This window comes from Marinomonas dokdonensis, assembly GCF_052747885.1.
Map to the genome: position 1 here is coordinate 608,142 of NZ_JBRAND010000002.1, position 20,139 is coordinate 628,280.

Here is a 20,139-nt window from a genome sequence, read left to right on the forward strand (position 1 = left end):
TATGTGTCGTAATCAAGAGCAAAAAAAGATTCCTGAAACCTGTGATTTTTCATGGAATGACTATAGGAAAATCACAATTGAGGATAATGGTGAGGCATTAATACCGCTAAGCACTTCGGGCAAAATTGTTACATATCCTTTTTATGCAAAAATGGGTATAGCCAATGCAATTCCTGAATGTTTTGTCCGGGAAACAGTATTTGAAAAGCTTCATGAAGTAGTAAGTTTATTGCCAAAGAGGACAAGGCTAGTAGTGTTAGATGGCTGGCGGCCATTCTCCGTACAGCAGTACTTGTTTGATACTTTGATTAATATTCTTAAAAAGTCGTACCCTGAGTGCCCAGAAGAATATTTGCATGAGAAGGCAAAGCGCTTAGTGTCTCCCCCTAGTACCGATGTCAAGTCGCCTAGCCCACATCTCACTGGCGGTTCAATAGATGTGACCTTGTGTGACAATATTGGTCGCTTTATCGACATGGGAACGCATTTTGACGAAGCAAGTCAAGATTCTTGGACAGATGCACTTGAGGCTTCTCGTTGGGAAAATACAGAAGCTCAGCGTAATCGACGGATTCTGTTTCATGCAATGACAGAGGCTGGTTTTACAAATTTGCCCAGTGAGTGGTGGCATTACGACTTTGGTAATCAGCTATGGGCTTATCGAACAGGCAATACGCAGGCGAATTATGGTGTAACGCGGCCAAGAGATATTATTCGACAATGGGAAAGTGAGATAGTAGGGAGTGACTTTATCAGGCCCATGCCATAGTTATGCATAATTATCGAGAGAATCAAATATACATTACTTTTAGTGGTGTCTGAAAATGGGTATGGATCTTGCTTTTCTTCATGTGTAGTCAAAATTATCAATGGAGTGCAGAACTATGCCTAAAGAGAGTAGCTCTCAAACAAATTCTTTGTTGGGTACACCAGAACAATTACGCGACCCAAATTACACACCACCGATAGGCTTTGCGGTTCCGTTAGGGATTCAGCATGTTTTAGCCATGTTCATTGCCAACGTAACCCCTGCGATTATTATTTGTGGTGCCGCGGGTTTTGGTTTTGGTTCGAACTCTCCAGACTTCGGTAATATGGTTTACATGATGCAGATGTGTATGTTTTTAGCAGGTATCACGACCTTGCTACAAACCATCGGCATAGGCCCTGTGGGCTCTCGTCTTCCTATTGTTCAAGGCACCAGTTTTGCATTCATTCCTATTCTTATACCATTGGTTGCTGGCCAAGGTGTCGCCGCCATGGCGGTAGTCACTGGCGGGGTTTTGGTGGGTGGTTTGGTACAAGCCGCCATCGCGCCATTTGTCGGACGTTTACGCTTCGCATTACCTCCTTTAGTGACTGGCCTTATCGTATTGATGATAGGCCTTTCTCTATTAAGAGTGGGTGTTCAGTATGCCGCTGGTGGTGTTCCAGCCATGAATACTCCTGCTTTTGGTAGCCTAGAGAACTGGCTAATTGCTGGCGTTGTTATTGCGACGACCTTAGGCTTTAAGTTCTTCTGTAAAGGCATGCTGTCTGTATCTTCAGTGTTAATTGGCCTTATCGTAGGTTACGTGGTTGCTTATATGTTTGGGCAAGTAAGCTTTGGCAATGTGGCTCGTGCGGGCTATTTTGAGCTTCCTAAGATCCTGCCATTTGGTATTGAGTTCACTATGACCGCCATTATAGGTGTGACTCTCATGTCTTTAATTTCAGCCATTGAAACCGTTGGTGATGTGTCTGGTATTACCAAGGGGGGGGCTGACCGTGAGGCAACAGATGTTGAGATTAAAGGCGCTACCTTTGCGGATGGTTTGGGTACTGCTTTTTCTTCTTTCTTCGGAGCATTACCTAATACTTCCTTCTCACAAAACGTTGGTCTGATCGCCATGACGAAAGTCATGAGCCGTCATGTTGTCACCTTTGGTGGCATCTTCCTGATTATTTGTGGCCTAATTCCCAAAATCGGTGCAGTCATCGCCAGTATCCCAATTACTGTATTAGGCGGTGGTGTCATCGTTATGTTTGGTATGGTGGTGTCTTCAGGCGTGAAAATGTTGGCAGATGTGGATTGGACCTCGCGCAATATGCTGATTTTTGCGCTGTCTGTCTCCGTTGGTTTAGGCCTTATGCTTGAGCCAAGCGCTTTGCAACACGCCCACCCAGTTGTTAAGTCTTTGTTGGCTACGGGTCTATTACCAGCAGCAAGTATCGCCATTGTACTTAACCTTGCGATTCCTGAAGAAGTGAAAGCAGACCAAGTCGATGAGGCTGTTGAGAAAGCTGAGCAAGCGGATGTTTCTACAGTAGAAGCGAAAGAAGTTCATGCTTAATCGCTAGCTCTAAATAGCATTTATGGCCCCAATAGTGATGGATCATTATTGGGGCTTTTTTGTGTCTTATTAAAACTTGAAGGTGTAGATAGCAGAGTAATAAGCAACATTTTTAAAGTGTTAACCTTGGCTTTATAAATTCAATGAAAGCGGAGATGCGTTTGGCTACGCTGGAAGACCGATAATAGACCGCATTAATTTGCTCTCTTTTAGGGTGAGGGATTTTTTCATTAGCCAAAATAGAGATGAGGTTACCTTGGGTAATGTCGTCATTGACCATAAATCCAGACAAGCAAGCAATGCCATTGTCAGCCAAAGCTAATTGTCGAACCGTTTCCCCATTGCTGGAGGTTAGATTCGCTGGCTGCATGGTGAAGCCTTTTAAAGGCCATTCATTGAGGATTTTTGGGCCAGTAAAGCCGATAATACTGTGCTCCTGTAGATCACTGGTGTGCTTGGGGACGCCGCGCGTCGCTAAATAATTCGGTGAAGCCACTAGGTGTAAACTACTCATCCCCAAAGGCGTCGCGTGAAGAGTTGAGTCAGGTAACTGGCCAATGCGAATGGCTAAGTCAGTACGCTTCTCAATGAGGTCAACAATACCTTCATTGGAGGTAAGCTCCAACTGAATATGCGGGTAGTGTTGTTGGAAAGCTTGTACTAGAGGCACGATTTGGTGAAACACAAAGGGGCTGGCGGCATCCACTCGTAAACGACCTTGGGGCAGTTCCCCTTGAGAGATAATATCCTCTTCAGCCTTGTTGATCTGATGAATACCCTGACGAATAGCGTCAAGAAATAGGCGGCCTTCTTCGGTAAGTTCAATGCGCCGAGTGGTGCGGTTAAGTATGGTAACGCCCAATTGCTTCTCTATCTTGCTCACGGCTCGCGAAACACGGGCTACTTGGATATCTAATAGTTCAGCAGCGGCTGAAAAACCGCCACTATTGACGACAGTCAGCAAGATCTCTAAATCATCCGATCGGGTGAGCATACTAGTACCTCAACAGCTATTTGAGTGAAGGCGTAATTTTTGTCTTTTATTGCGGATATGACAAATATTATTTGTAATATGTGCTGTTTTTGACAATAAACATGATGGGCATAATGGCGCGATCAAAACTTAACAGAGAGACTTGTATTATGCCTTTAGCATTGCTTGCATTGACGCTGAGCGCCTTTGCGATTGGAACCACAGAATTCGTCATTGTTGGGCTCATACCCACTATGGCAGAAGATCTAAACGTTAGCTTACCCTCAGCAGGGTTACTGGTGAGTTTATATGCCCTCGGTGTGGCCATTGGCGCACCAGTGTTGACGGCTTTAACTGGGCGCTGGAATCGGAAATCATTGCTATTAAGTGTCATGTTGCTATTCGTAGTTGGCAACTTGCTGGCTTGGCAGGCGCCGGGCTACAACACTTTGGTGATGGCACGTATTCTTACCGGCTTAGCGCATGGGGTCTTTTTCTCCATAGGCTCAACCATTGCCACGGGCCTAGTACCAAAAGAAAAAGCAGCCAGTGCCATTGCTATTATGTTCACCGGCTTAACAGTAGCCTTGGTAACTGGTGTGCCGCTTGGTACTTATATCGGTCAATGGTTTGGCTGGCATACGACCTTTTTAGTGGTGGCGATATTAGGCGTGATTGCCTCGTTGGGCAGTGCCGTGCTGATTCCGAAGAATTTAAAACAAGCAACACCAGCGACATTTACTGAACAACTCACTGTGCTTACTCAGCCAAGGTTGTTGCTAGTGTATGCCATGACCGCTGTTGGTTATGGTGGCACCTTCGTCGCCTTTACCTATTTAGCACCAATACTTGAGCAAGTGAGTGGCTTTGCGCCCAGTGCTATTGGCTTAATTATGTTGGTATATGGTCTGTCTGTAGCCATAGGCAATATTTTCGGCGGTAAAATGGCCGATCGTATGGGGCCAGTTAAAGCACTACAGATTATTTTTAGTGCATTAGCATTGGTGTTGTTGGCCTTTACATTCACCGCAGCACAACCGCTTGCTGCTGTCATAACGGTATTGATATGGGGGGCGTTTGCCTTTGGTAATGTGCCAGGTCTGCAAGTTTACGTGGTCCAGCTGGCTGAAAAATATACGCCAAATGCGGTGGATGTTGCATCAGGCTTAAACATAGCTGCCTTTAATGTGGGAATCGCCATAGGTTCTATCGTCGGCGGTGTGGTGGTAGAGAGCATGACACTAATGGATACCTCATGGATAGGAGCAGTTATTGTCTTGGTAGCGATTTTGTTAACTAGGCTGTCGGCCCGTCTTGAGGGCAGATCCAGTGAATAACTAGCCTAAGCAGACTAAAAAACGGAAAAGCGCGGTGAACGCTTTTCCGTTTTTGGGTAGCTTACTAAGTCTGTTGTACTTAAGGTTGAGCGACCGTTTCTACCTTCGTTTCTTCACTGTTTTGTTCTATATCTGCAAATCCAGCCCCAGCACCGATGGCTATTTGCAAGGCAGCCCATTCTTGCAGGGTAGTATTGCGAGCGGAAGCTGCACTGATTTGCGTGCTGGCTTCGGAGCGGACGGTATCCAACAAGTCAAGCAAGGTCATGGCGCCATTCTTGAAATTATTATGTCCAAGCTCAAGCGCGGTACTGTAGGACTCTGCTGCTTGCTTTAACAACTCAGATTGTTGCAGGTACAGAGTGAAGTTGGATTGGGCAACATGCACATCTTCTACCGCATCTTGCACACTGGAACGCCAGTCAATCTCAGCCTGATTAGCGGCAGAAATCTGTGCATCACGTTGTGCTTTGAGTAAGCCGCGATTAAACAAACCTAGCGAAATAGAGGGGCCAAAGCTCCAGCTATCGGCAGAATTGGCATGAGAAACCGAGCCCGTTAAGCTGATAGAAGGGTAGAGGTCCGCTTCTTCTGCCCCTATTTTTGCCACTTGTTGGTGCAAAATAGCTTCGTAATAACGAATGTCAGGACGGTTACGCAGCAAGTCTGCTGGAATGCCTGTAGCAATAGTTGTGGGCAGGGTTAGCTGATCCGCGCTGGATTCCATGGTTTCCAAAATCTGTTTAGCCGGTTCATCCATCAAGGTTGCTAAGGCAAAGACCGCTGCTTGATACTGAGCTTGATAACCCGGTAGGTCCGCTTGAGCAGTTTGTAACGCGGCTTTTATTTCGGCCAACTCATAATGGGTAGACAAGCCGTTATCCAATTGCCTTTGGGTAATGGCTAGGGTGTCTTGGCGAGTTGTGATGGTGGATTCAGTAAGCTCAGCGGCTTTTTGGTAGTAGCGGGCATCCGCATACATTTCAATCAACTCTGCTAACCAAGCTAAACGCTCTGTGCCGATATCAGCCTGAGCAGCGGCCAAATAGGCTTGAGCCGCCTCTTGCTCGCGGCGAATACCACCAAATAAGTCGATAACAAATTCAGCATCTAAACTCGCGCTGGAACTGGTTGAGGTTGACACGTTTTGCCCACCAGAACGTAATCTGTCATAGGACAAAGAACCATCTAGAGCAGAGTTAATACCTGTTTCACGCAATAGGGCATTGGCTTCACGGATACGTTCTTTCGCTTGCAAAATGCTCAGGTTTTGCTCAAAACCCTTTTCCACTAAAGCGGTTAGGGTTGGGTCATTAAACTCTCGCCACCAAGCTTGGTAAGCCACATCGTTAATACTGCTACTTTCACCGCTCACGAAAGTGCTTTCCAACTCTGTTGTTGGCGCTTCCCAATCAGGACCCACCGCGGCACAACCGGTTAACAATATGAAGGGCGCTATTTTTAATAAATTCATCATTTTACTGTTTCCTTCTTGCCGATACTTTTCACCATATCAACAATCTTCATAATGGCGAGGTATAAGACGGGCACCATCAGGATGCCGAAAATTGCTGAGAACACGATTCCACCAAGCATGCCAGTACCAATGGAGTTCTGTGCGTTAGCCCCAGTGCCATCGGCGGTTGCTAAAGGTAAAACACCAAAAGCAAAGGCGAATGTGGTCATCAGGATAGGGCGTAGACGCATTTTGGCAGCGGTAATAATGGCTTCCACAATGTCTGTGCCTTGCTGTCGCATGCTTTCAGCAAATTCAATGATCAGAATCGCGTTACGGGCCGCTAGACCTATGGTGGTCAACATACCGACTTTGAAGTAAACATCATTGGACTGACCAAAGATCCAAGTGGCTAATAGCGCACCAAGAACACTAATTGGCACTGCCAGAATCACAGCCAAAGGTACTGACCAGCTTTCATAAAGCGCCGCAAGGGCAAGGAATACCACAATTGCAGAGAGTAGGTACAAGATGAGTTCTTGGTCACCGGCAATTTGCTCTTGGTAAGACAGTCCTGCCCAAGCGTAATCGTAATCAGGACCAAGTGCGTCTACCAAGCGGGCCATTTCATCCATAGCTTCCCCAGAGGTCGCACCGGGTGCGGCAGAACCTTCTAAAGAAATCGCTATTTCACCGTTATGGTGATAAAGCGTGGTGATGGTTTCCCCCCAAACTTGTTGGCTGAAAGCGGCCATTGGCACCATTTCGTTGTCACTGTTGCGCATGTACCAATCGTTAATATCAACCGGCTGCATGCGGTGTTCTTGGTCGCCCTTGACTCGAACGTTACGAAGCTTGCCATCTAGAACGAAATCGTTGACGTATTCGCCACCAAAAATGATCGACAAGTTGTCATTAATATCAGACAGACTTAGGCCAAATGCTTGGGCTTGCTGAGCGTTGATGTCCATGGTCAGCTGAGTGGCTGTGTTGGCATCAAAGCCTCGTACGGCAGTCACTAGCCCCGACTGCTGGGCGTCAGCCGCTAGCTTTTGAGCTTGTTGCTGTAAGGCTTCAATACCATTGTTACCACGGTCAATCAGGTACATTTGGAAACCATTAGACGTTCCCAGACCTTGGATAGCCGGAGGTTGCAAGAACAGAACCTGTCCATAACGACCGCTACCAAAGTGTCCGTTGGCCTCAGCAGCAATTTGTGCAGCCGATTTATTAGGACGCTCGGAAATATCTTTTAGCTTAACAAACGCCATGGCTTTGTTCTGACCACTACCATCAAAGCTGTAACCAATAGGCGAGAACACACCTTCAACGTAATCACCTTGTTCATTCAATAGGTAATCTTTGAGGGCGGTCGCAGTCTTAGTTGTTTGTGCGCGAGTGGCATTTTCTGGCAAAGACACGGTGGCCATCAGAATACTTTGGTCTTCTGTTGGGACAAAGCTAGAAGGCAACTGCTGGTATAAGTAGTTACAGGCAATACCAATCAGTGCAACGGATAGCAGCATTCGGAAGGGGCTTTTCAAGAAGCGTGCAACGCTACCAGAGTAGTTCAGGTTTAAACGGTCAAACGCCTTGTTGAAGGTACGCGCTGCAACGTTTTTAGGCTTACCATGGGACGGTTTGAGCAAGGTGGCACACATGGCCGGGGTTAAGATAAGCGCCACGAACAGAGACAACACCATGGCGGAAATAATGGTCACCGAGAACTGGCGATAAATAATCCCCGTGGAGCCGCTCATAAAGGCCATAGGTAAGAATACCGATGACAGTACTATCACTATGCCCACCAAAGCAGAGGAAATTTCTTTCATACTTTTTTCGGTGGCCGCCAAGGCGCTGAGGTTTTCTTCTTCCATGATACGCTCAACGTTTTCGACCACGACGATGGCGTCATCCACCAACAAACCGATGGCCAGTACTAGCGCGAACATGGTGAGAGTATTAAGAGTTAGACCCGCTGCTTCCAGAATGGCAAAGGTTCCCAATAATACAATTGGCACCACGATTGTAGGAATCAAGGTGGCTCGCCAGCTTTGCAAAAATACCAAGATAACGATAAATACCAAAGCAATGGCTTCGATCAAGGTATGGAAAATTTGCGTAATGGATTTTTCAATGAAAGGCGTTGTGTCGTAGGAATAAACAACTTCTATGCCTTGAGGAAGACCTTCAGACAACTGAGAAATGGTACTGTGAACGCGCTCTGAAGTTTCTACCGCGTTCGCACCGGTAGACAAGTTTACGCCAAAGCCCACCGCGTTGTAGTTGTTGTAAATGGAGGTAACATCGTAGTCATCGTTATCAAGCTCAATTCTGGCAACATCGCTTAAAAATACCGACGAACCATCATCGTTCGTCATCAATACAATGTTTTCAAAATCGCTGACAGACGTCAGTTGTGAACGTGTTTTTAGCAAAATCTTAGTCTGCTGACCTTCAACACTTGGCGTCGCACCCAAGGAACCAACGGTGACGTTAGTGTTTTGGCTACTGATGGCGTCGGTCACATCACTTGGTGTTAGGGAATATTGATACAGCTTGCTTGGGTCTAACCAAACACGCATCGCATATTCACTACCGAACAAGTTAACATCACCCACCCCTTCAAGGCGTTCCAGCTGTTTTTGCATCTTGTCAGAAAATAAATTACCCAAGGCAACATCTGTATATTTACCATCAGTGGAGACTAATCCACCCACCAATAAAATACTGCTGCTAGAGCGGGTAACTGAAATTCCTGTGCTGGTCACAGCGGTTGGCAACGAGCCTTCCACCAGCTGTAACTTATTCTGCACCTGTACTTGTGCAATGTCTGGGTCAACCGCACTGTCAAAGGTTAGGGATATACTTGAGCTGCCTTCACTAGAAGTCGAGGTCATGTACAGCAAACCGTCAAGGTCTGTCATGCCGTCTTCAATTACCGAGGTAACTGAGTTCGCGACAATTTCACCTGAGGCACCCGAGTAAGTGGCATTAATGTTCACCGAGGTTGGGGCAACTTCTGGGTATTGTGAGATGGCCAGACTTTGTAAGCCAAAGGCACCGATAATCATCACCGTGATTGCTAATACCCAAGCAAAAACAGGTCGATGGATAAAAAACTGTGTCATGGTTTACTTCTCCAGCTGAGTCATCTGCGCACTGTGTGCTGAGGCTGAAGAATCAGCAGGATCAACATCAACAGTGGTGCCATCTTGTTGGATGGTCACCAGCACAGGGTCAACGTCGCTGCCTTCCACTAGGTTTTTCTGACCATCAACAATCAGCTGTTGGTGAGCTGTTAAGCCGGATGTCACAATCCAATTGTTGTTGTAGCTCCCAAGAGTGTCGAGCTTAACGATTTCGGCCTTGCCTTCATCATTCACAACAAATACTGACAACTTGCCATCAGCACCATGAGTTCCAGCTCTTTGCGGAATTAAATAAGCCTGCTGAGTACCAGGTTGCAAGGTGCCTTGGATAAACATGCCGGGCAGAATCACATGATCAGGGTTGTCGAACTGAAAACGTGCAGTCACCACACCTGTGGTAGTCGAGACAGTAGGGGAAGAAGACACAAGCATCCCCGTGCCTTGGTAAGTTTCACCGTTGCTTAGTTGTAAGCTTGCAGAGAGTTTCGTGCCTTCTTGGACCAGTCCTTTCTCGATGTTTCGGCGCATTTTTAACACTTCTGCAACCGGCGCCACCATATCGACATAGATAGGGTCTAGGGTTGTAACCGTGGTTAAGTTATCGCTTTGCCCCGCTGTGACTAAATCCCCTAGCGATACATCAGACACATCAACAATGCCTTGGATCGGCGCTGTGATGGTGGTCCAGCTCAGTTGTGTGCGAGCATATTTCAATGCGGCTTCTGCGGTTTGTAGTGTGGCTTTAGCCGATGCTAAGGAGGATTTTGCTGAGTCCACATCGTCGGAGGTGTAGCCAGAGCCTTCCAGTTTCTTCGCTCTATCATAAGCAGCTTGCTTAACAGGCAAATCCGCTTCCGCTTCGGCAACGGAGGCTTCATATGTAGCGACACTGGCTTGATACGTTGAATCGTCTAGTTGGAATAAAGGTGTGCCTTTTTCAACGAGCTTACCCGGCTCGTAAAGTTTCTCGATGACCACACCTTCAACACGAGGTCTAATATTCGCTTGTTCATAGGCCACAGAGCGGCCTGGTAATTCGACAATGATAGGGACACTTTGTTGCTCGACTTCAATAATACCAACAGAGCGTGATTGCGCGGTTGGTGGGCCACCCGCTGGTGGACCGTCGGCCTGTGCACCATGGGAAGCAAGTAGAGCAATAACCAGAAGACTTTGTTTAAACCAGTGTCGATTGTCGTTTTTCATTAATATTTACCCTTGATGTGACAGCGAAGAAAAAGTCCGATGCTGGCATTTGCTGCATGACGTCGGACGGTAGGGGAATAATAGGGAAGCATCAAAGATTGCACAATGCGCAAACTTTGCTTTCAAGGTAAATTAGTGTAAAGTCAAATAAAGGCAAATTGTTTGCACATTTATTACTAAAAATATTATGTAAATCATGGTCTTAATACATACATAAAAGATGCATAATTGAATAAGAAATAGAGGGTGACTTGCTCTATAGAAACCCAAAAGGATGATCAAAATATGCCAAATCTAAGAGAGCGTAGGCGCCTACAGACTGCGCAAGAAATCCAACAAGCCACATTGGCTTTGATCAATGAGAAGGGGTTTGAAAATGTGACCACTCTTGATATCAGCCAACATCTTGGTATTAGCCCGCGCACTTTTTTTAATTATTATGCCAACAAAGAGTCTGCTTTGATGGGGCCGGAAATGTCCATGCCAGAGCAAGAGATCGAAGCCTTTATGAATAATGAAGCGAGCTTTTATGAAAGTATTCGTCAACTTATGCTGGCCAATACGTTAGCGTTAGAACCCCATCGACATGAGCTGTTAGTGGCTCAAGAAGTGATGCAAGATCATCCGCGACTCAGCCAAATTAGGCTGTTGAGAATGGGCAAGATGCGAGACCAATTGAGTAGTGTCTTGGCAGGGAAATACCCAGAACATTCCCCGTTAACGCTAAATATACTTGCGGATGTTTTACTGTCTAGCGGCTGGTCTGGGGTGGAATTATGGCTGGGTTCCGACATTAGCTTAGAAGACGCGTTTCAACAATCTTGGCAGTCTTTAACCAAGATATCGTCGCTGCTAAGTGAAAACGAGTGATGGTATGTCGCTAAATTTGAGTGCTAGATTGTCTTAAATCTAGCACTCAAATATTAGGTAAAGTGATTTATTTCCCCCAAAACCACCAGATAATCGCCACAATTAACAGCACACCAAAAATATTGATCCACATAATTTACTCCTTAACCCTAGCTTGTGGGTTAGCGGGTTGATAAAGCCGTAAGCGGTTTGCGTTGCTTACTACAGTGATGGAGGAAAGTGACATGGCAACACCTGCAATAATGGGGCTTAATAACCAACCTGTGATTGGAAATAACATCCCTGCCGCAATCGGTATACCGAGGGCATTATAAACAAAGGCGCCCCAGAGATTTTGGCGAATGTTTTTAATCGTCGCATGGCTGATATCAATAATGTCTGACACCCCATGCAAAGAGCTTCTCATCAAAGTAATATCGGCACTCTCAATGGCAACATCTGTTCCGCTGCCAATCGCAAAGCCCACATCGGCTTGAGCTAAAGCCGGAGCATCGTTTATGCCGTCTCCTACCATGGCTACTTTTAGTTGTTGTTGCTGAAAATGGCTGAGCCAGTTGAGTTTGTCGGCAGGCATTAGTTCAGCGTAATACTCTTCTATATTCGCGTTTTTAGCGACAGCGGCGGCCGTTTGAGGGTTATCCCCGGTCAACATGACGACACGAATACCACGGCGTTTAAAGCGGCTGATGGCCTCAAGCGAATCATCGCGAATGGGGTCATTAATAGCGAATATGGCTTGCAGCTTTTGGTCCATGGCGAAATACACCAAAGTATTGGCTTGTGCTTGCCAGCTTTGCGCCTGAGTCTCAATTGCAGAGATGTCGATATCAAATTGACGCATCATTTTGTCGTTACCTAACAGCAGCTTTTGCTGTTGGTAAAAGGCGGATACGCCTAAGCCAGTATGAGATTCAAAACCACTCAGTTCCACGGGGGAACTGTTGCTTGCTGTATCTTGTACATAGGCTATCAAGGCATTGGCAAGGGGGTGATTAGCTCCTTGTTCTAGGCTCTTGACGAGGGGCAAGATGAGTGCTTCATCACCCAGAGCCTGAAAATGGCTGACCTGTGGCTTGCCTTGGGTAATGGTGCCCGTTTTATCGAGCAAGATGACATCAAGCTCGCTGGCCTTTTGCAGGGCTTCACCATTGCGTATTAAGCCGCCAAATTCTGCTGCTTTACCCACGCCTATCATGGTGGAAATAGGGGTTGCTAAACCTAGGGCGCAAGGGCAGGCGATGATCAATACGGAGGTCGCGGCAATCAGCATATACACCAAGGTGGGTTGTGGCCCTAAGTTGTGCCAAGCGAGGGCCGTGATAATGGCTATAATCATCACGCTTGGGACGAAGATTGCTGACACACGATCGGCAAGGTGGCTAATGGGCGGCTTAGAGTTTTGCGCTCTGGATACCATGGCAATGATTTGTGAGAGCAGGGTGTCATTGCCAACTTTTTGCGCTTCAAAGATAAAGCTACCTTGGCCATTAATGCTGCCTGCAGAAACCCTACTGCCCGCTTGTTTCTCCACAGGGATAGGCTCACCACTTAACATGGCTTCATCCACACTGGTATGACCACTCATAATTTCACCATCCAACGGGATTTTTTCACCGGCTTTAACGCGAATCTGGTCACCCAGCATGACCTGCTCTACGGGCAGAATTCGTTCTTTACCCTCACGTATCACTGTGGCTGTTTTTACTTTCAGGTTAAGCAGACGTTTGATGGCGTCTGAGGTACGTCCTCGGGCTTTTAACTCAAAGGCTTGCCCTAAATTAATGAGGCCAAGGATCATCGCGGTCGCTTCAAAATACAGGTGTCTGGCTTCAGCGGGTAAATGGCTAGATGCCAAAACCACGACCATGGAATACAGCCAGGCGGTACCTGTGCCTAGGGCGATTAGGGAGTCCATGTTGGCACTACGGTGGACAAATGCTTTCCAAGCACCACGATAAAAGTGTTGGCCCGATAGCCACAGAATCATAAAGGTAATGATCCCCACTAGGAACCAAATACCTTGCTGCAAACTGGAGTCTACAGACATGGGGCCGCCTAAAAGCCCGTAAAGCATCAGCGGTACACCGACCCCTAAGCCCATCACACTGTGTTTAAGCTTTTGTTGGTAAAGAGCGGCTTCGCGGCTGTCTTTTTGGCTGGCTTCTGCCGCTTCATCGATAATTTCGTGACCATCATAACCCACCGCTTGAATGGCTTGAATGAGTTGGCTGGCTGGTAATTGCGTATCCACCGAGGCGGTGCGAGCGGCAAAATTGATGCTTACCTCATCTACACCGGAAAGCTTTGTTAGGGCTTTTTCTATAGTGTTAACACAGCCTGCACAAGTGACATTCAATAACGCAAGCTTGATGTTTGAGCTGGTGTTGCTAGGCCGTGATTGGTTGCTATCGATTATTTGATCAGCATTGTCCTGTTGCGCTGGCTGCTCTGAGGGCACAACAAGGCTTGCCTGATAGCCGCAGGACTCAACGATGGCAATGGCCTCGTCAATACCTAAGTCGGTAGTGAGTGTAAGCAGGGTTTTCTCTGCATTAATATTGAGCTCAATATTCTCGTCACTGGCTTTCAGGGCTGCGGTGAGCTTATTAACACAGTTTTGACAGCGCACGCCAGCAAGCGCTAGAGAATAGTTAGACTTGCTCATCATCCACCTCCTTTATCATTACCCTTGGGTGTTTATCAGACCATTCTTCAATCAAACAGCAGATGGCTTTTCCGTCAGGAATGGTATCTGGCTGACCTTGCCAGCTTTGGTAAGTTGCTTCCATTAGGGCTAAATGTTGCTGGTATTGGGCAATTTTTTGCTTCGTCTGCTGGATCTGTTCTTGCAACAAGCTTCTGACCTTTGGGCAGGGAGAAGTGCCTTGTTCCGACTGCTCAATAATGTCGGTAATTTGCTTTAGGCTAAAACCAATGCTGCGGGCATGGTTGATAAAGCGTAAGCGCTCAACCGCGCTTTGATCATATTCTTTATAGCCATTAGTGGGATTCTTGCTGGCTTGGAGCAGTTTCTTGCGCGTGTAAAAACGCACCGTCTCCGGGGTGACACCCACTAATCTGGCGATTTCTGTGGTTAACATCTTGTACTCCTCTATAAAGTTGAAATCAGCTTTATGGGTCAGGAAAATTTATCCAAACAGATAGGCAAGGGTCAGAATAACGACCAGCATGACCAGTACCATTTTTATAAAAAGGGAGAGGTTCGTAGTGCCGCCCTTAGGTGGCTTATTACAGCAATTCATTTCACTCTCCTTAAGTGATCATAAGTATTGATGACCAAACTGAGTCTACAACATGTGTGTAGGACATACGTCAAGCTTGGTTGGCTATCTTATAGATTGAGCAGGATGGTTAATTAAGATTTTGTGGTGAAACAAGCGGTAATAGCTTGATTATGAGACTTTCAGGAGGGAGGATTAAATACCTATTATTACCGTACCGTCTTAATATAAGAGGGCACTTAAAATACCACTTACTAATGCACTTTGGCGCTTAAAATTTGTTTTTAAAAAGATGCTTTTCAAATAAGAACGTAGGGTCGATTCTGCTTTGTTTTGTTTGCTGGCGATTTCGGACAAGGATAGGCCAAGGATTAAGTCTGCACAAAGTTCTGCTTCTGAGGTGGTGAGGGAGAAGTATTTTCCGATGCCTAATGCATTTGGAAAGGTACGGCTTCCTGCTTCAAGCAGGGTAATCAAGGCTCCTCCTTTAAGAAGGTCAGCTTCTTTAATTGGCCGAATTAACATCACAATTGGGGATTTGTTGTGACGATGTATGAACAGCGCATCAGAATCGTAGATGCTTTGCCCCATGCTCGCTCGTACAACTTGAATCATACTTTGCAGGAACTGCTCTTGAATCTCCGGTTTTTTAAAGGCTAAGTGTTGATCTTGTATTGAGATCAAAGGTTCTGCGCTTAGGGTTTCTTGAGCCGCCTCGTTTGCGTGAACAATTAACGCCATTTCATTAAGTATCAGTGTGGCTTGCGGGATAGCATTCACCACATTAACCAATGTGTTATTAACAATCTCTTGGTAGTCGACTTGTTGATAGAGATGTACGGCCTGTCTAACGAATGGCACTAAGTAGTTTAACCTCACCAATTCATGAGGTTTAAATTCACCCTGTTGAACTGTACGTTGCATGACTAAGAGAGTGCTGTGAGAGTCTGAAGAGGCTACCACTAGCCATGCGCTATCAAGCATATTTTGGTCTTCTTGCCAGCGTTGATAGTCTTCCGTGATGTCTAGCTTATCCATGATGGAAAGAGCGGAGTGAAAAAGCCCAGGTGTTTGGTAGGTAGCATAACGACTGACTAAATCTTGTTCGATCATGTTGTTTTGCAAATACCACTGCATGAAGTCTTCAGGTAAACCCGCATACCAAAGCTGTTCAATCTGCAATGGATGTTTCTTTATGACGACCAGTTCTGCAGCGCAGGCGTTATTTATCTCGATTAGTCGGCTTAAGAACTGCTGAAAACAGTCCCGATTGACCAGAGCATCAAAGAGTGAATGGATAATATTGATATCGTCTGCGTCAGCAAAAAAAGGCGTTAAATCTTTAGATTGCTCTTTATTGAATAGGGGCTTTTTCATAATCGAGTCTCATTTAAATATCAATATAGAGCTATCCATGTATCTAAATTGAAACGACTGTTGAATCCACCTAATTGATTTTAGTGTAATTAAATCGAAAATAATAGATTGAATGATTGCGACAGTGTCCTAGAGCTAATATTACTTTTTGAGGGATATAAGGTGCGCAAAGGCAGAGCTTTACACAGGTTTACACTGGTAGTTATGTAGAAAACTAGGGTAGCAGGTTATACTTTTTCTTATTGTTTTAAACCTCTTTCTTGGAATTATTCTTAATGAAAAATAAGTTACTTTTTAGTGTGACGGCTCTGTCCGTCGTGGTTGCTGTCTCTGCGGTAGAGTTTAAATCTCTATCTAGCCAGGTGGATACGAGTCAGGCGGTGCAACAAGCAAATTGGGCAGAGAATGTAGAAATCACCATTAATCAAGACGACAACAGTTTTCGTTTTCAGTCGAACGGTATTCCTAGCCACGGGTTTGCTGAGAAGTACCTTATTCCTAATGATGTGATGTCCATGCCATTTTCGGATAATGCTGCCGATGAGTTCACGGTTGTTAAATCAGCGGAATATTTTAAAGAAACCCCGATTGATGCCACGATTACGACCCAACCCTCTTACGTAACCGACACGACAGATACTTCCTTAGGCCGTATTGGTGTTGCGATTACTGGGGCACAAATCTTCAATGACTATGAAGATATGGAAAGGTCGGTTACAGCGCTGGATGATAACGTTGTTCATGACCATGTGCCTTTTGTAGATGAATGTAATGGTCATACCCTAGTTAATGGCACGAATTATCATTACCACGGTATTCCTCTTTGTATAACCGACTCCCTTGATGTGGAAGGTGAGCATTCGGTGATGATTGGGGTACTTGAAGATGGCTTCCCTGTTTACGGTAATCAGGGCATTAATGGCGTGACTATCACTAATGATGATCTAGATGAATGCAGCGGGCACTTTGAAGCAACACCAGAGTTCCCTGACGGTATTTATCATTATCATCTCACCGCCGACGAAGCACCTTATATGATCAACTGTTATCACGGTGAAGTGTCAGACAGCATTAAGCGTGGTAGCCATGGTCCAGGAGGTCAGGGGCCTGATTTTTCAGCCGCCGCCGAACAGCTGAATGTTAGCGAAGTGCAGCTAAGGGAGGCGCTTGGTCAAACCATGCCACCTGATTTTGACAAAGTCGCTAAAGCCCTAGGCATTACAGTTCAAGCATTGCGTGATGCTTTGCCACCACCGCCTCAGTAAGTTTTGAATATGCTAGTAGAAAGAATTGCTTATTTAATCATTGGGGCGGCCACAGCGGTCACCCTGATGACGCTGTGGCCTGTAGAAGACAATGTGAATGTTGGTGCTAAGTTAGAAACTTCTCGCCAGCTAGATGCCATGTCTCTCCACCAGCACCCATTACGAGAAATTGCAGAAAATCTGCCCACGCCTGCGGTGAATCATTTGATGTTTCCTGATGTAATGGGCGGTTATAACGTGCAAATCATGACGCGCAACTTCACCTTCACACCCGCTAAAATTAATCAAGCTGTCGAGCAAAATGCCGGCCATGCACATATCTATGTGAATGGGGTGAAATACGCTCGCATTTACAGCAATTGGTTCCATTTACCCAGCAGTGCACTAACACTAGGGGACAACCTTATAAAAGTTACCCTCAACGGCAATGATCACAGTGAATGGGCCAAGGATGGAGAGGCAATCTCATCGACCGTTACCATGGTGAGAATGCAATAGACCCCATGAGTGCTAAACCATAGCAGCACCTTAATGGGCTAGATTAAGCCTCGTTAAGGTGCTGCTTTAGTGTGCTGCCAAGGTAATCCTCTCTAAACCAGCCATTCTTTACTAATTTTGGTATAACCTCTGTAAAAAACAGCATCATAGAGTCCTTGTTGCCCCCAGGAATAGCAATGAAGCCGTCGATGGCTTGCGCTTGTGCTTGAGCAATAATCGCCTGATAAGCCTCTTCTGGTGTGCCAATCACGAGCCAATGGGACGAACCGATGACTTCAGGGCGTTCTAATAACTCAGCAAGGGTAGGTTTTTCCCTCTCAATATAAGTTAGCAATAATTGACTGTGGGTTAGGCTACGAAGATTTTGTCCTGCTAAATTGATGTCCACTTTTTCTATGACTTGATCCATTGGCCAATCACGCAGATCTAAACCAATCGACTCTTTTATATAGGCAAGGCGTTTTTCCCTACTGGGTTGTCGGTGGCTGGTTTTATAGAGGGCTAGAGCTTGCTCTGTTGTAGATGCCAAATACAAGCTTAAGCCAGGCATGACTTGTAGGCAGCTTTCGTCACGACCATGTTGCTTAGCTCTGTGTTCCAAGTCTGTTTTTAGCTCAATGGCGGATTCAATGTCCGGTGCGGCGCTGAATACACCGTCTGCGATTTTTGCCGCGAAATTTCGACCAGCGTCTGATGCCCCAGCTTGAAAGAGCGCTACTTCACCATAAGGGGATTCGGGTAAATTAAGCGGGCCTTTCACACTTAAATATTTACCTTGATGATCTATGGCGTTTACTAAGTCTTTGCTGGCGAAAATGCCATTAGCTTTGTCTTGCTGAAGGGCCTCATGGGGAAAGCTCTTCCACAAAGCCTGTACGACTTCTAGAAACTCGGCCGATTTTTCATAACGCTCGTTTGAACTGAGTAGGTTTTCTTGACCGTAGTTTTGGTGGCCATCAATGGCGGTAACAATATTCCAACCCGCACGTCCTTTACTCATCCATTGTAGGCTTTGTAACTGTTTTGCCACATAGTATGGCGGCAATAAAGTTGTGGAGGCCGTGGCGATCAAGCCAATGGAATGGGTTTTTTCAGCAATAGCGGCCAGCAATAACATGGGGTCTAGGTTACAAAAGCCCGGTTCTTGGCTAAACAGTTCAGGGTGAAGAAACTGAGTATCAGGGCGGAATACGAAGTCGAGTTTATATTGCTCAGCCAATTGCGACATTTCAATATAAGGCTCTGTACTGAACACAGAATCTACTTGGCTATCTTGTCTTTGCCAGCCCTTACCGCTCAGCCAGCCCATCACTAGAGCTAAACCAATGTGCAGTTTTTTCGGTTCCATTTATCCCCTTATTTATCGATTCATCACTGCAATAAATTGTTAAATGATCAAATTGTAATTGTTAATGAGAAGGGTTACTGTTCTCGTTAAATTGTATTCCAAATGTGGCAAGGACAGTGTTGAAAATATGACAAGCTGTATTGAAAACTTGCCAGCCTGTATAGATAGGAGAGGATTTTGTCTCATACTTCTTCCAAGGAAGTGACATTCTCTAAGCTGAGTGAAGGTCTGGTTGGCGCCCCCTGGCATTACCAATTAAAAAGCGGTGTGCAAATTAGAGGGGCTCACATTCATTATGCCCGGGATGTGGATAGAAGCGCTCATACACCGCCGCAAGTGACCTTTGTGTTTTTGCTGGCGGGGCAAATGACCCTCATTTTACGCCGTAGGAAGTATGTTCTCTCTGCGGGAAAATACGGTCGTTGCATCATGATTAGCTCCCAACATGCTGAGGTAATACGACGCTTAGCAAACTCTGGTGACTGTAATCAACACATTGTGGTGAATGGCATGGAGCGCTGGTTAAGCGACTATGTTGGGTCGGATTTAGAGATAAATGGCTTGTATGACGAGCGCTTGAGAAGCTGGCCGATGAGCTTGGAAATGGAAGAACTTTGCCAAAAATGGCAGCAGCAAAGCAATCACCATGACCCTTTGCAAAGGGAAGTGTTGGGCTTGGCCTTGATGAACTCTGCTTGGCAGTTTTTTATAAAACAACAGCACTGTGTTGTGACGGTGAATGGTCATGACGCAAAAGCGTTAGAGCTTGCCCAGTCATTGCAAAGGCAAATGCGACAAGGGGTGTTTGATGGACAAAGCTTAGCCGATGGGTTGAACCTTAGTCTTAGAACCCTACAGCGCCGTATGGGGCAAGTGTTTGGCTGTACCCTAAAAGAATGGATCACTCAGCAGCGTTTAGAACTGGCTAAACAAGCCTTATTAAAACAGGGGGCGTCGCTAACACAAGCCAGCCAGTTGGCGGGTTACCAGCATAACTCAAGTTTTATTGTTGCCTTTCGCAAGGCATTTAATGTCACACCAAAAGTGTTTTTAACTCAACAAAAGCGACTCAGTTAACATTT

General features: G+C 45.9%; 15 protein-coding genes. 7 read left to right on the plus strand and 8 right to left on the minus strand.

Going from position 1 to position 20,139, the window contains the following annotated elements; all coding sequences use genetic code 11:
* The first annotated feature begins 1 nt into the window (after nt 1).
* Together ACUM5Y_RS07365 and ACUM5Y_RS07370 are read left to right on the plus strand one after the other, a co-directional pair.
* The gene (locus ACUM5Y_RS07365) at nt 2-769 is read left to right on the plus strand and encodes a M15 family metallopeptidase (protein WP_445976213.1); all 768 of its coding nucleotides are present in this window, start codon (nt 2-4) and stop codon (nt 767-769) included.
* 115 nt (nt 770-884) lie between these two features.
* The gene (locus ACUM5Y_RS07370) at nt 885-2,333 is read left to right on the plus strand and encodes a uracil-xanthine permease family protein (protein WP_445976214.1); all 1,449 of its coding nucleotides are present in this window, start codon (nt 885-887) and stop codon (nt 2,331-2,333) included.
* A gap of 112 nt (nt 2,334-2,445) precedes the next feature.
* On the opposite strand, the gene ACUM5Y_RS07375 is transcribed toward ACUM5Y_RS07370, so the two are convergent.
* The gene (locus tag ACUM5Y_RS07375) at nt 2,446-3,327 is read right to left on the minus strand and encodes a LysR family transcriptional regulator (RefSeq protein ID WP_445976215.1); all 882 of its coding nucleotides are present in this window, start codon (nt 3,325-3,327) and stop codon (nt 2,446-2,448) included.
* A gap of 149 nt (nt 3,328-3,476) precedes the next feature.
* On the opposite strand from ACUM5Y_RS07375, the gene ACUM5Y_RS07380 reads away from it, so the two are divergent.
* Nucleotides 3,477-4,643: an MFS transporter gene (locus ACUM5Y_RS07380; RefSeq protein ID WP_445976216.1), complete on the plus strand. Its 1,167-nt coding sequence runs from the start codon at nt 3,477-3,479 to the stop codon at nt 4,641-4,643.
* A gap of 79 nt (nt 4,644-4,722) precedes the next feature.
* Here ACUM5Y_RS07380 and ACUM5Y_RS07385 read toward each other — a convergent pair whose 3' ends face one another.
* Genes ACUM5Y_RS07385 through ACUM5Y_RS07395 form a run of 3 tightly spaced genes read right to left on the minus strand, consistent with a single transcriptional unit; the run spans nt 4,723 to nt 10,457 of the window.
* Nucleotides 4,723-6,120, minus strand: coding sequence for an efflux transporter outer membrane subunit (locus ACUM5Y_RS07385; RefSeq protein ID WP_445976217.1), 1,398 nt, complete (start codon nt 6,118-6,120; stop codon nt 4,723-4,725).
* Nucleotides 6,117-9,230 (minus strand): multidrug efflux RND transporter permease subunit, encoded by a 3,114-nt coding sequence (locus tag ACUM5Y_RS07390; protein WP_445976218.1) that lies wholly within the window; start codon nt 9,228-9,230, stop codon nt 6,117-6,119. The genes ACUM5Y_RS07385 and ACUM5Y_RS07390 overlap by 4 nt, the downstream gene beginning before the upstream one ends.
* Nucleotides 9,231-9,233: 3 nt before the next feature.
* Nucleotides 9,234-10,457 carry an efflux RND transporter periplasmic adaptor subunit gene (locus ACUM5Y_RS07395; RefSeq protein WP_445976219.1) on the minus strand — a complete coding sequence of 408 codons (1,224 nt, stop codon included), beginning with the start codon at nt 10,455-10,457 and terminating at the stop codon, nt 9,234-9,236.
* 285 nt (nt 10,458-10,742) lie between these two features.
* On the opposite strand from ACUM5Y_RS07395, the gene ACUM5Y_RS07400 reads away from it, so the two are divergent.
* Complete coding sequence (locus ACUM5Y_RS07400) at nt 10,743-11,327, plus strand: TetR/AcrR family transcriptional regulator (RefSeq protein ID WP_445976220.1); 585 nt, start codon at nt 10,743-10,745, stop codon at nt 11,325-11,327.
* 136 nt (nt 11,328-11,463) lie between these two features.
* Here ACUM5Y_RS07400 and ACUM5Y_RS07405 read toward each other — a convergent pair whose 3' ends face one another.
* The 3 genes from ACUM5Y_RS07405 to ACUM5Y_RS07415 all read right to left on the minus strand — a co-directional run bounded on the left by ACUM5Y_RS07405 (nt 11,464) and on the right by ACUM5Y_RS07415 (nt 15,946).
* Complete coding sequence (locus ACUM5Y_RS07405) at nt 11,464-13,995, minus strand: heavy metal translocating P-type ATPase (RefSeq protein WP_445976221.1); 2,532 nt, start codon at nt 13,993-13,995, stop codon at nt 11,464-11,466.
* The gene (locus ACUM5Y_RS07410) at nt 13,979-14,428 is read right to left on the minus strand and encodes a MerR family transcriptional regulator (protein WP_445976222.1); all 450 of its coding nucleotides are present in this window, start codon (nt 14,426-14,428) and stop codon (nt 13,979-13,981) included. The genes ACUM5Y_RS07405 and ACUM5Y_RS07410 overlap by 17 nt, the downstream gene beginning before the upstream one ends.
* Before the next feature lie 363 nt (nt 14,429-14,791).
* Entirely contained in the window at nt 14,792-15,946 is a 1,155-nt protein-coding gene (locus tag ACUM5Y_RS07415; RefSeq protein WP_445976223.1) for a helix-turn-helix transcriptional regulator, read from the minus strand.
* A 275-nt stretch (nt 15,947-16,221) separates the two neighbouring features.
* Here ACUM5Y_RS07415 and ACUM5Y_RS07420 point away from each other — a divergent pair, with 275 nt between their 5' ends.
* Both ACUM5Y_RS07420 and ACUM5Y_RS07425 read left to right on the plus strand, forming a co-directional pair.
* A complete protein-coding gene (locus ACUM5Y_RS07420; protein ID WP_445976224.1) occupies nt 16,222-17,211 on the plus strand; it encodes a YHYH protein in 990 nt (329 codons plus the stop codon).
* Between the two features lie 9 nt (nt 17,212-17,220).
* Nucleotides 17,221-17,709, plus strand: coding sequence for a hypothetical protein (locus tag ACUM5Y_RS07425; RefSeq protein ID WP_445976225.1), 489 nt, complete (start codon nt 17,221-17,223; stop codon nt 17,707-17,709).
* A gap of 43 nt (nt 17,710-17,752) precedes the next feature.
* Here the strand turns inward: ACUM5Y_RS07425 and ACUM5Y_RS07430 are convergent, their stop codons facing one another.
* Nucleotides 17,753-19,057 (minus strand): NtaA/DmoA family FMN-dependent monooxygenase, encoded by a 1,305-nt coding sequence (locus ACUM5Y_RS07430; RefSeq protein ID WP_445976226.1) that lies wholly within the window; start codon nt 19,055-19,057, stop codon nt 17,753-17,755.
* A 177-nt stretch (nt 19,058-19,234) separates the two neighbouring features.
* Here ACUM5Y_RS07430 and ACUM5Y_RS07435 point away from each other — a divergent pair, with 177 nt between their 5' ends.
* The gene (locus ACUM5Y_RS07435; RefSeq protein WP_445976227.1) at nt 19,235-20,134 is read left to right on the plus strand and encodes an AraC family transcriptional regulator; all 900 of its coding nucleotides are present in this window, start codon (nt 19,235-19,237) and stop codon (nt 20,132-20,134) included.
* Nucleotides 20,135-20,139: the final 5 nt, after the last annotated feature.